Here is a 10,485-nt window from a genome sequence, read left to right on the forward strand (position 1 = left end):
CTCCCCTGGTCAGGGAGCGTGTCGCATGGACCACCTGAGTCAGCCGACATCGACGCGATGTGACATTCGGTCACCACCACCCCAGCGCCATTCGTACCGCCACCGCGGCGGGCGGGGTCAGTCCTGCTCGGAGCGCGGACCGAGCTCGGTCTCGAGGACTTCCTGGACGACGCGCATCGCGGCCAGGCCGGCTGGGGCGCCGCAGTAGGCGCCCGCGTGGATGACCGCCTCGACGATCTCGGTGCGGGTCAATCCGTTCCGCAGGGCGCCGCGCACGTGCCCGCGCAGTTCGTTCTCCGCGCGCAGCGCGATCAGCATGCCGAGGTTGAGCAGGCTGCGGCTGCGACGGTCGAGTCCCGGGCGGGTCCACACCGAGCCCCACACGTGCTCGGTGACGAACTCCTGCAGCTCCTCGGCGTCGGTGCCGCGGGCGCGGTCGAAGGCTCGCTCGACGAAGTCGGCGCCCATCACCTCGCTGCGGACCCGAACTCCGGCCTCGAACGCGGGCGTCCGGTCGGCGTCGGTCATCGTCGTGCTCCCTGCGTCGTCGCCGTCGAACGGTTCGGCGGCCGGGGCGATTCTACGACCGGCGCAGCACCGCTCGGAGCATCCCCGCACCCGCGGCGCCGACGAGTGTGCCGACGTTGTAGTGGTCGTCCCACACCGTGATCTTCCCGTCGCGCAGCTCGAAGGTGCCGCACACCCAGAAGCGGACGGACACCGGGCCGAAGCGCAGGACGTCGGTGCGCTCGGTGAGCACCACGTCTCCGGTCGCGGCGATGTGGTGGACGACGACGTCGAAGCCCAGCGACGGCCGGCGCAGGCCCTCGAGGATGCGCCGCACCCGGGGCACGCCCCGCACGGTCGGCAGCGACGTGTTGTGCCAGGCGATGTCCGGGTCGAGGAGGGCGGTGGCTCGTTCCACGTCCTCGGCCACCATCGCGTCGAGGAATTCGCGGACGACGGCGACGGACTTCGCGTCCGCGGTGATCTCGGATTCGGTCATGATGCTCCTGTTCGGGTGAAGGTTCCCAGGCCGTTCTCGTTCCAGTACTCGAACGTGACGCTCTCCGGGGTGAAGGTGGCGGTGGAGATCGTCCCGTCCGGAGCGTTCTCCCCGCCCTCGACCGGGAAGGTGAACACGTCGCCGTCCCAGTGGTCGAGCCGGTAGGTCTGTCGGGCGGGACCGATGGTGAGCACCAGGGTGCCCTCGCGTTCGTCGATCCGCGCGGGACCGTAGTACTCGCTGGTGTAGTCGCCGGTGTACTGCCCGAGTGGACGGGCCGGGGTGGGGTTCGTCGGGGCGGTGCGCCCGACGAGCGAGCCCTTCGGGTCGTCGAACGTGGCGAAGCGCTGCTCGTACAGGTCGATCCAGTCCTCCCGGATCTCCCCGAACTGCACGAGATCGGTGAACTCGGCGGCGAGGGTTTCCGGCACGCCGATCGGGGCGGCGTTGGTGAGCGCGACGATCGCAACGTCCGCCGACGGGATCGCGGTGAACGCGGTCGCGGCGCCCAGCGCGAACGCCCCGGAGTGACTCAGCATCACGCGCCCGGCGGGACTCGTGCCCACGTTGAACCCGTACCCGTAGAACCCCGCCCGGCTGTCGACGGTACCCGGTGGGCTCGACACGGCCTGCGGGGACACCGCCGGGAGCAGGGCGTCCGAGTCGACGATGCGCCGGCCCTGGTACTCGCCGTCGCCGAGCAGCATCGTCAGCCACCGCGCGACATCGGTGACCGAGGCGCTCACTCCGCCGGCCGGGGACTGCGCGTCGGGATCGCGAACCGCGCGCGCGACGTACGCGCCGTCGACGAGCTGATGGCCGACGGCCCGGTTGGGCCGGTTCTGGAAGTCCTCGAATCGTGAACTGGTGGATGTCATTCCGAGAGGCTCGTACAGCACCCGCTGCGACAGTTCCGCCCACTCGGCGCCGGACGCGTCGGCGACCGCCTGTGCCGCGGCCGTGAGCCCGAAGTTGGTGTACTCGTACGAATCACGGAACGGCCCGAGCGGCAGTAGGCGGAACCGGTCGAACACCTGCTCGCGGTCGAAACCGAGGTCCTCGAGCTCGTCGCCGGCGTGGTCGGGAAGTCCGGAACGATGGGCGTAGAGATCACCCACGGTCACCCGGCTCGTCACATACGGGTCCGCGAGCGCGAATCCCGGCAGGCGTTCGACCACCGGAGTGTCCCAGCCGATCACGCCTTCGCCGACCTGGTGAGCGACGACGGTGGCGCCGAGCGGCTTGGACATCGACGCCAGCTGGAAGACGGTGTCGGCGTCCACCGCGCCGTCGCGGCCGGCCTCGCGCACACCGAACCCCTCCGCGTACACGATCTCACCGCGGTGCACGACCGCCACGGCCATCCCGGGGATGCCGGTCCGGTCCATCAGCTCCCGGGCGAGTTCGTCGAGGCGGGCGACGGCGTCGTCGACCTGTCCGTCCGGGATGTCGATGCCGGCGACCTGCGGGGGAGAGAGGGACTGGGCGCCCGGCGAGGGCGGCGGCGAGGACGGCGGGGAATCGGCGGTGTCGACCGAGACGCAGGCGGCCGACAGGGTCGCCACGAGAGCAAGGGCGGCGCCGAGCCGGCGACGACGGGGTGCGCGCATGTCACGGCCTTTCTCGTCCGTCGCATGGTAAGCCCACCGGCTCAGCGTGCGGAAGACTCTCGAAGCCGCGGGTCCCGCTACGACGATCGTTGTGCAACCGTGACGTCCGAGCCCGGGGCCGGAGCCACCGCGACGACCAGCGTGGACGCACCGGTGCGGCACGGGGCCGTGGGCAGGCCCCGGACGGAAACCGCCCGGGGCCCGGGGTCACTCGCTAGCGTCGAGACACCGGTGCCCGATCTCCGAGGAGGACGTCATGAACAGAAGAGCCCGTCGCACCGCCACCGTGGCCGCGGCCGTCGCTGCCGCGGGACTGGTCCTGGCCGGCTGCAGCAGCGACGACGGCACCGGCGCCGAGGACGCCGTGGCCAGTGTCACCAGTGCTGCGGAGTCGGCAGTCGAGCGCGCGACGTCCGCCGCGGAGTCTGCGGTCGAGGGCACGACCGGGACCGAGAACACGGAACCGGGCGCCTCCGTCGAGGAGACGACGACGCTGCCGGGTGCGGGCGGCGGCGAGTACACCATCAGCGGGCCGATTCTGGCGAAGTACAACGAGATCGGCGGTGCCGACAGTCCGCTGGGGGCACCGACCGCGGATCAGGAGGACGTCGGCGACGGCTACGTCGCGGAGTTCGAGGGTGGCATCATCGCCTGGAGCCCCGACACCGACGCGCACGTGGTGTGGGGCGAGATCCGCACCGCCTGGGAGGCCCAGGGCGGTGCGGGTGGCGAACTCGGATTCCCGATCAGCGACGAGCGGCCCATCCCGAACGGGCTCGAGAGCGAGTTCGAGATGGGCACCATCACCTACGTCGACGGCGCGACGCAGGTGATCCCGAAGTAGCCCGTCCGGACGCGGCCCGTCACGGCTGGAAGACGAGCCGGCCCACGGTGTGCCCGTCCCCGAGACGGGCCACACCGTCGGCGACGTCGTCGAGGGCGAGCCGTTCGCTGATCAGCGGCCGGATGGCGCCGTCGTCGGCGAGGCGGCACAGTTCCTCGTGGCAGGCCTCGATCGCGGCCCGGTTGTACTGCCGGTACAGGCCCCAGTGCAGGCCGATGATCGAGTAGTTCTTGATGAGTGCGTGGTTCAGCGCCGGTTGCGGAATGGTGCCTCCGGCGAACCCGATCACCAGGATGCGGCCCTCGAACGCGATGCACTTGGTGGAGCGGGTGTAGGAGTCGCCGCCGACGGGGTCGTAGATCACGTCCGCACCGCGACCTGCGGTGACGTCCTTGACGACCTCGACGAAGTCTTCGCGGTGCCGGTCGACGACGATGTCGGCGCCGAGAGCCCGGCAGTAGTCCGCCTTCTCGGCGCCGCCCACGACACCGATCACGGTGGCGCCGGCTGCCTTGCCGAGCTGTACTGCGGCGCTGCCGACGCCGCCGGCCGCAGCGTGCACGAGCAGGGTCTCCCCGGCCCGCAGCTGAGTGCGCCGATGCAGGGCGAACCACGACGTCTGGTAGCCGATCGACAACGCCGACGCCTCGGCGTCGTCGAGAGAGCCCGGGGCGCGGTAGGCGTCCTCCTCCGGGACCACGGCGAGTTCGGCGAATGCCCCGAAGGGGAACTCGGGATTGCCGACGATCCGGTCGCCGACACCGAAGCGGCTGACGCCCTCGCCGACCGCGACGACTGTGCCGGCCAGTTCGACGCCGGGGGTGAAGGGCAGTTCCGGCTTCATCTGGTACTGCCCTCGGCACAGCAGCACGTCGGGGAAGTTCGCCGGCGCCGCGGCGACGCGCACCACGAGCCGTCCGGCGCCCGCCTCCGGATCGGGGACGTCGAGGAGCTGCAGCGCTTCCTTGGGCTCGCCGACTTCGTGAATTCGCCAGGCCTTCATGAGATTACCTTTCCATCGAGTTCGGTGTGCGGGGTGCGCTCACGGGGCGACGGCGACGCCGGCCTCCGCTGCGGCGGCGGTGCCGAGCATCGCGCCGCCGTCGACGACGAGGGTCTCGCCGGTGATCCAGCTCGCGGCGTCGGAGGCGAGGAAGGCCACCGCCGAGGCGATGTCGGCCGGCTCGCCGATCCTGCCGAGCGGCAGTGCCGCCTCGAGCCGGTCCTCGTGGTCCTTCCAGAGGGCTTCGGCGAGACGGGTGCGCACGACCCCCGGGGCGACGGCGTTCACCCGCACCCGCGGCGCGAGCTCCAGGGCGAGCTGGCGGGTGAGGTGGATCAGTGCCGCCTTCGAGGCGTTGTACAGGCCGATGTTCGCCTCGGGCGCCATCCCGCCGATGGAGGCGGTGTTGACCACCGCCCCTCCGTGCTCGCCCATCCACGCCTGCACGGCCAGTGAGGTCCACAGCACCGGACCCCACAGGTTGACGTCGAAGGTCTTGGCGAAGCGTGCGTGGTCCTGGGCGAGCACCGGACCGAACGCGGGGTTGGTGCCGGCATTGTTGACCAGGATGTCCAGGCGACCGAACCGCTCGACGGTGAGGTCGACGCACCGCCGGGCTGCGTCCTCGTCGACCGCATGGGCGCCGACGCCCAGTGCCGTGCCGCGCACTCCGGCCGCGGTGAGCTGGGCGGCCGCGGCGTCGGCTGCGTCCTGCTTGCGGGAGGTGAGCACCACGTTCGCTCCGGCCGCCGCGAGGTCCCGGGCGACGGCCAGCCCGATTCCGCGGGAGGCGCCGGTGACGATCGCGGTGCGGCCGGTCAGATCGAGTCCGGTCATCGTCAGCCCACCGTCACCTTGTGGCCGTTGAGCGTGGCGGCGGGAGCGGGGCGGTACTTGCGCAGTTCGGCGACGGCGATGGAACGCTTGTGCACCTCGTCGGGGCCGTCGGCCAGGCGCAGGGTGCGCATGTGCGCGTACATCATCGCGAGCGGGAAGTCGTCGGTGACGCCTCCGCCGCCGTGCACCTGGATGGCGCGGTCGATGATCTTCAGCGCCATCGCCGGGGCGGCGACCTTGATCGCGGCGATCTCCATCCGGGCCTGCTTGTTGCCGACGGTGTCCATCAGGTGGGCGGCCTTGAGGGTGAGCAGCCGGGTCATCTCGATCTCGATCCGGGCCTCGGCGATCCAGTCCTGGACGTTGGCGCGCTCGCTGACGGGCTGACCGAACGTGACCCGGCTCGATGCGCGCCGGCACAGCAGTTCGAGGGCCCGCTCGGCCATGCCGATGGCGCGCATACAGTGGTGGATGCGGCCGGGGCCGAGACGGGCCTGGCTGATCGCGAAGCCCTCGCCCTCACCGGCGAGCACGTCCTTGCCCGGCACCCGTACGTTCTCGAAGGTGATCTCGGCGTGGCCCTCGCGGTCGGCGTAACCGAAGACCGGGAGGTTGCGCACGACGGTCACTCCGGGAGCGTCGATGGGTACCACCATCATCGACTGCTGGCGGTGCGGGGCCGCCGTGGGGTCGGTCTTGCCCATGACGATGAGTACCTTGCAGTTCTTGTGCATCGCATTGGAGGCGAACCACTTTCGTCCGTTGAGGACGTACTCGTCGCCGTCCCGGACCATGGACAGCTCGATGTTGGTGGCGTCGGAGCTGGCGACGGCGGGTTCGGTCATCGCGAACGCCGAGGCCATCGTGCCGTCGAGCAGCGGGCGCAGGTACTTCTCCTTGTGCTCGTCGGTCCCGAAGAGGGTGAGCACCTCCATGTTGCCCGTGTCGGGCGCGTTGCAGTTGCACGCCTCGGAGGCGATGTGGCTGCGGCCCATGATCTCGGCGAGGGGCGCGTACTCGAGGTTGGTCAGGCCCGGACCCCAGTCGGGGTGGGGGTGGAAGAGGTTCCACAGGCCGCGCCGGCGGGCCTCGGCCTTGAGTTCCTCGAGGATCGGGGGCTGGAAGTGCGGGTCCCCGGAGGCGCGCATCTGCTCCTCGTACACGGCCTCGGCGGGGTAGACGTGCTCGTCCATGAAGGCGAGGAGGGTGTCGCGGTACTGCACGGTGCGCTCGGACATTTCGTAGACCGACATGGTCACTCCTGGCGGAAGGGGAGGGGCAGGGCTGGGGATCGCCCGTCGTCGAGGTGCGTCGCGAACAGGATGGTGACGGACGTCTCCTTCTCTGTATAGTTGAACGCGGTTTCAACTTCAAGTTTTGATTCGGCGCGAGTCGCTCCGGCCGCGCGGAGAGGAAGCATCCATGACCGACGACATCAGCACTCTGCCCGTACGACCCGCGGGCCTCGACGACCTCCAGGACCTGGTGGGACGGGACATCGGACCGACGGACTGGGTGACCGTGACCCAGGAGCTCGTCAACGCCTTCGCCGAGGTCACCGACGACCACCAGTGGATCCATGTCGATCCCGAACGCGCCGCGACGAGTCCGCTGGGGACGACGATCGCGCACGGTCTGCTCGTGCTCTCGCTGGGGCCGGGCCTGTCCTACAAGCTCATGAGCTTCGACGGGTTCGCCCACGGGCTCAACTACGGCTACGACAAGGTGCGCTTCGTCTCGCCGCTGCCGGTCGGTTCCCGGATCCGGATGCGCATGCAGGTGCTCGGGGCAGAGGCCGCCGGTGGCGGCATCCAGATCCGGACGCTGCAGACGTTCGAGCGGGAGGGGCAGGAGAAGCCGGTCGCGGTGGCCGAATCGCTCGCCCGCGTCGTCGCCTGAGCGGAGTCCGGCACAGATGCTGCCGGCCTCCACGAGCGATCGTGGAGGCCGGCAGCACCCGTTCGGTTACCGTGCGTGGGCGATGCCTGGGACGGCCTTCGGGTCGCGGCGTACCGCCGCGGGGTTCGTCTCCTTCAGCATCCACGCCGAGAACAACGTGAGGGTGCCCATGAGGGCCACGAACACCGAGACCAGGGTCGTCGTGCCGGTGTTGGCGATCAGGGCGGTCATGATGAACGGCGTGCCACCGCTGACGGTGACGGCGGCGAGCTGGTAGGCGAGCGACGCGCCGGAGAGCCGGACGTTCGGCTCGAAGAGCTCGCCCAGGTACGCCGCCAGCGGGCCGTAGGTCATGGACTGGAAGATCGAGCCGACCGTGACGGCCACCGCGAACAGAGCGAGGTTCGCGGTATTGACGAGCCAGAAGTAGGGGAATGCCCACAGCACGAGTGCCGCGGCCCCGATCATGATCATCGGCCGGCGTCCGACACGGTCCGAGATCCACCCCGACCACAGGATGAACCCGAGACCCACCAGGGAGCTGGCCAGCGAGATGGCCAGGATCGAATTGCGGTTCATGCCGAGTTCGGTCGTGCCGTAGCTCAGGACACCGGCGATGCTGATGTAGAACAGCGAGTTCGTCGCGGCGAGCAGTCCGCAGCCCAGCAGGATCTTGCGCCAGTGGGTGCGGATCGCCTCGGCGAGCGGGGCCTGGACGACCTGCTGTTCGGGCCGCTTGGCCGCGACTTCGGCCTGCAGTTCCCGGAATTCGGGGGTGTCCTCCACCTTGGTCTGGATGTAGAGGACGACGGGGAACAGCGCGGCACTGGCGAGGAACGGGATCCGCCAGCCCCAGTCGAGGAACACCTCGTTCGACATCGCGGCCGTCGCCGTGAGGAACGCGACGTTGCCCAGGATGACGCCGCAGGGCACACCCATCTGCCCGAACGTGCCGGCGAATCCTCGACGTTTGGGATCGGCGGACTCGGTGAGCAGCAGGACGATTCCACCCCACTGCCCGCCACAGGCGATGCCCTGCAGGAAACGGAGCGTCACCAGCAGGATCGGGGCGAGAACGCCGATGGCGGCGGCGGAGGGCAGGCAGCCGATCAGGAACGTCGCCAGGCCCATGAGCAGCAGGCAGACCACGACGACGGGTTTGCGGCCGTAGCGGTCACCGAAGTGCCCGGCCACGAGTCCGCCGATGGGCCGGGCGACGAACCCGGCCCAGAAGGTGCTGAAGGACAACAGCGTTCCCATCAGGGGCGAGCTGTCGGGGAAGAACACGTGCGGGAACACCAGCGCCGCGGCGGTGCCGTACAGAAAAAAGTCGTACCACTCGATCGAGCTGCCGATGAGCCCGGCGGCGAGCAGCTTACGATGGGCGCGCGTGTGGTGCGACGTGCCGGCGGTCGTGATGCCGGTCGGACTCACGGATGGCGATGTCACAGATCAATTCCTCCGGTCGGACGGGCCGAGAAACAGCACTCAAACATGAATTCGGGTTCAGGCTGTGGTGCTAGTCTGGGGCATCGGTCATGTGATGTCAATCACGAGCCGGCCTCCCCCCAATATGTCTCTCGACGAAGGGAAACCACTCATGGCCAGTGTTCTCGACCCCGTCCTCGCCCACGCGGACGCGGCGCCGGAACGCATCGCCCTGCGCACGCGGGACGGGCAGCGAAGCTATCGCCGGCTGCGCGACGACGCGTTGCGCTACGGCGCGCTGCTCCGCAGTCGCGGCGTCGCCGCCGGCGACCGGGTACTCCTGCTCGCCCCGTCCGTACCCGAGTTCGTGGTGGCCTACCTCGGTATTCAAGCGGTCGGTGCCGTGGTGGTGCCGGTGAACACCATGTCCACCGCAGCCGAACTGCGCTACGCGCTCGAGGACTCGCGGGCCGTGCTCGCGATCGCCTGGCATGCCGCCTCCGGCTCGGTGACCGAGGCCGCGAACAGCCTCGGTGTGCCGTGGCTGTCGCTGGAGCCGGGCGCGGCGGTCGAGGAGGGGCCCGTCGACCCCGTCGACCGTGCCGACGGTGACATCGCGGCGGTGCTGTACACGTCGGGCACCACTGGCCGCCCGAAGGGGGCTCAGCTCACCGTCTCGAATCTGCTGTCGGCAGGTCGCATTTCGTGCAGATTGTCCGGATCGGGACCCGAGGATCGAGTCGGGACCGGACTGCCGCTGTTCCACATCTTCGGCCAGGCCTCGGTGATGATGTCGGCCTTCACCGCCGGGGCCTCCCTGTCCCTGCTGTCCCCGTTCGATCCGGCGGCGATGCTCGACCTCGTCGTCCGGGACCGGCTGACGGTGGTGTGCGGGGTGCCGACCATGTGGAACGCAATGCTGCATGCCGAATCGCCATACGGGCCAGCAGATTTCGAGGGACTCCGACTGGCGGTGTCCGGGGGTGCGTCGCTTCCGGGGGAAGTGGCCCGCGACTTCGAGCACCGCTTCGGCTGCACCATCCGGGAGGGCTACGGCCTGACCGAGACCACGGCCATGGCGACCTTCTCGTGGGGGGACGTCCCGGCACGCATCGGGTACAGCGGCACCGCGGCCCCGGACATCGAGGTCGAGGTCTACGGGCCGGACGGCGCCGCGTGCGGCCCCGGCGAGGTGGGCGAGGTGTTCGTCCGCGGACCCGTCGTCATGGCCGGGTACTGGCAGCGACCGGCCGACACCGCGGCCGTGCTCGACGACGAGGGCTGGTTCCGCACCGGCGATCTCGGGGAGTTCGACGAGCAGGGCCGGTTGCGCATCGTCGACCGGGTCAAGGACCTCGTCATCCGGGGCGGCTACAACGTGTATCCCAGCGAGGTCGAGGAGGTGCTCTACGAGCATCCGGACGTGGTCGAGGCGGCCGTGGTGGGCGTGCCGGACCGTCACTACGGCGAGGAGATCGCCGCGGTGGTCGTGCTGCGCGACGGCGCCGGCGCCGACGCCGAGGACGTCGTGCGCTGGTGCCGGGAACGGTTGTCCGCCTACAAGGCGCCTCGCATCGTCCGCTTCGTGGACGCCCTTCCGAAGGGAGCGTCCGGGAAGATCCTCAAGCGGGCCATCGACCGGGACGAGTTGTCCCGGTTCGTCGTTCGCCGCTCCGAGCCAGCGGTGTGACCGGTGCCGTCCCTGGCCGGGTGCCGTGCCCGGCCACGGACGGCGCGCCGGGCTCAGTACGTATCGCGACGTTCGAAGATCTCGCGCGGGTTGTCGATCAGCATCCGATCGATGTCCGCCTCGCTCACCCCGGCCTCCCGCAGCGCGGGCAGCACGTCGTTGTGCAGG

The 10,485-nt window shown here is 70.0% G+C and carries 11 protein-coding genes; 3 read left to right on the top strand and 8 right to left on the bottom strand.

Features of this window, described 5'->3' with window-relative positions:
• Positions 1-117: 117 nt before the first annotated feature.
• The 3 genes from QYS60_RS23855 to QYS60_RS23865 are packed head-to-tail and all read right to left on the bottom strand — an operon-like array spanning position 118 to position 2,616.
• Positions 118-528, bottom strand: a complete 411-nt coding sequence (locus QYS60_RS23855) for a carboxymuconolactone decarboxylase family protein (protein ID WP_371384455.1) — start codon at positions 526-528, stop codon at positions 118-120.
• Positions 529-580: 52 nt separating this feature from the next.
• On the bottom strand, positions 581-1,006 hold the full coding sequence (locus QYS60_RS23860) for a limonene-1,2-epoxide hydrolase family protein (RefSeq protein WP_371384456.1): 426 nt from the start codon (positions 1,004-1,006) through the stop codon (positions 581-583).
• Positions 1,003-2,616 carry a serine hydrolase gene (locus QYS60_RS23865; RefSeq protein WP_371384457.1) on the bottom strand — a complete coding sequence of 538 codons (1,614 nt, stop codon included), beginning with the start codon at positions 2,614-2,616 and terminating at the stop codon, positions 1,003-1,005. The genes QYS60_RS23860 and QYS60_RS23865 overlap by 4 nt, the downstream gene beginning before the upstream one ends.
• A gap of 256 nt (positions 2,617-2,872) precedes the next feature.
• Between QYS60_RS23865 and QYS60_RS23870 the strand changes: the two genes are divergently transcribed.
• A complete protein-coding gene (locus QYS60_RS23870) occupies positions 2,873-3,460 on the top strand; it encodes an LGFP repeat-containing protein (RefSeq protein WP_289379914.1) in 588 nt (195 codons plus the stop codon).
• Between the two features lie 19 nt (positions 3,461-3,479).
• On the opposite strand, the gene QYS60_RS23875 is transcribed toward QYS60_RS23870, so the two are convergent.
• The 3 genes from QYS60_RS23875 to QYS60_RS23885 are packed head-to-tail and all read right to left on the bottom strand — an operon-like array spanning position 3,480 to position 6,553.
• The gene (locus QYS60_RS23875; protein ID WP_289379915.1) at positions 3,480-4,463 is read right to left on the bottom strand and encodes an NADPH:quinone oxidoreductase family protein; all 984 of its coding nucleotides are present in this window, start codon (positions 4,461-4,463) and stop codon (positions 3,480-3,482) included.
• A gap of 39 nt (positions 4,464-4,502) precedes the next feature.
• Positions 4,503-5,300, bottom strand: a complete 798-nt coding sequence (locus QYS60_RS23880) for an SDR family oxidoreductase (RefSeq protein WP_054373439.1) — start codon at positions 5,298-5,300, stop codon at positions 4,503-4,505.
• A gap of 2 nt (positions 5,301-5,302) precedes the next feature.
• Positions 5,303-6,553, bottom strand: a complete 1,251-nt coding sequence (locus tag QYS60_RS23885; protein ID WP_371384458.1) for an acyl-CoA dehydrogenase family protein — start codon at positions 6,551-6,553, stop codon at positions 5,303-5,305.
• A 169-nt stretch (positions 6,554-6,722) separates the two neighbouring features.
• On the opposite strand from QYS60_RS23885, the gene QYS60_RS23890 reads away from it, so the two are divergent.
• Positions 6,723-7,199, top strand: coding sequence for a MaoC family dehydratase (locus QYS60_RS23890; RefSeq protein WP_371384459.1), 477 nt, complete (start codon positions 6,723-6,725; stop codon positions 7,197-7,199).
• Between the two features lie 66 nt (positions 7,200-7,265).
• On the opposite strand, the gene QYS60_RS23895 is transcribed toward QYS60_RS23890, so the two are convergent.
• Positions 7,266-8,633, bottom strand: coding sequence for an MFS transporter (locus QYS60_RS23895; protein ID WP_003935065.1), 1,368 nt, complete (start codon positions 8,631-8,633; stop codon positions 7,266-7,268).
• Positions 8,634-8,799: 166 nt separating this feature from the next.
• Between QYS60_RS23895 and QYS60_RS23900 the strand changes: the two genes are divergently transcribed.
• Positions 8,800-10,317, top strand: coding sequence for a class I adenylate-forming enzyme family protein (locus tag QYS60_RS23900; protein WP_371384460.1), 1,518 nt, complete (start codon positions 8,800-8,802; stop codon positions 10,315-10,317).
• A 53-nt stretch (positions 10,318-10,370) separates the two neighbouring features.
• Here QYS60_RS23900 and QYS60_RS23905 read toward each other — a convergent pair whose 3' ends face one another.
• Positions 10,371-10,472 (bottom strand): hypothetical protein, encoded by a 102-nt coding sequence (locus QYS60_RS23905; protein ID WP_371384461.1) that lies wholly within the window; start codon positions 10,470-10,472, stop codon positions 10,371-10,373.
• Positions 10,473-10,485 lie beyond the last annotated feature (13 nt).

This window comes from Rhodococcus sp. GXMU-t2271 (assembly GCF_041414735.1).
Classification (GTDB): Bacteria; Actinomycetota; Actinomycetes; order Mycobacteriales; family Mycobacteriaceae; genus Rhodococcus; species Rhodococcus indonesiensis.

Bases quoted from the DNA above. Each gene is read 5' to 3' on its own strand.
- QYS60_RS23890 (WP_371384459.1), top strand. From the start codon at position 6,723: ATGACCGACGACATCAGCACTCTGCCCGTACGACCCGCGGGCCTCGAC.
- QYS60_RS23855 (WP_371384455.1), bottom strand. From the start codon at position 528: ATGACCGACGCCGACCGGACGCCCGCGTTCGAGGCCGGAGTTCGGGTC.
- QYS60_RS23900 (WP_371384460.1), top strand. From the start codon at position 8,800: ATGGCCAGTGTTCTCGACCCCGTCCTCGCCCACGCGGACGCGGCGCCG.
- QYS60_RS23870 (WP_289379914.1), top strand. From the start codon at position 2,873: ATGAACAGAAGAGCCCGTCGCACCGCCACCGTGGCCGCGGCCGTCGCT.
- QYS60_RS23885 (WP_371384458.1), bottom strand. From the start codon at position 6,553: ATGTCGGTCTACGAAATGTCCGAGCGCACCGTGCAGTACCGCGACACC.
- QYS60_RS23880 (WP_054373439.1), bottom strand. From the start codon at position 5,300: ATGACCGGACTCGATCTGACCGGCCGCACCGCGATCGTCACCGGCGCC.
- QYS60_RS23865 (WP_371384457.1), bottom strand. From the start codon at position 2,616: ATGCGCGCACCCCGTCGTCGCCGGCTCGGCGCCGCCCTTGCTCTCGTG.
- QYS60_RS23860 (WP_371384456.1), bottom strand. From the start codon at position 1,006: ATGACCGAATCCGAGATCACCGCGGACGCGAAGTCCGTCGCCGTCGTC.
- QYS60_RS23875 (WP_289379915.1), bottom strand. From the start codon at position 4,463: ATGAAGGCCTGGCGAATTCACGAAGTCGGCGAGCCCAAGGAAGCGCTG.